Annotated in this window: 1 protein-coding gene; it reads right to left on the bottom strand. The window is 69.8% G+C overall.

Features of this window, described 5'->3' with window-relative positions; all coding sequences use genetic code 11:
• Positions 1 to 255: hypothetical protein (locus tag QSK07_RS22790; RefSeq protein WP_285723311.1), on the bottom strand; the 255-nt coding region annotated here is incomplete at both ends.

The raw sequence follows: 255 nt of genomic DNA, 5'->3' as shown, positions 1-255 counted from the left end.
TGATTTCAGCGGCGCTTCCCTGCTCGTCGCTGAGGGCGAGGGTGCCGGTGTTCGTCACGCTGCTGCCCAGCGTGCTGCCGCCGTTCAGCACCAGGGTGCCTGCGTTGCTGACCGCGTCATCACCCTGCGTCAGCACGTGCCAGTCGGCGTCCTTCTGCCAGACCAGGCGGGAGCCGGCGCCCACGGAGACGGTATCAACGTAGGCGGAGGCCACGCTGGCGGTGGTGAGGTCGGCGGCGTTGTCCGCGTCGCCCA

The organism is Pantoea sp. QMID4, from assembly GCF_030270445.1.
GTDB classification, from domain to species: domain Bacteria; phylum Pseudomonadota; class Gammaproteobacteria; order Enterobacterales; family Enterobacteriaceae; genus Pantoea; species Pantoea vagans.
Note: the sequence above shows the minus strand (reverse complement) of the source record. Positions and strands in the feature narration are given on the sequence as shown.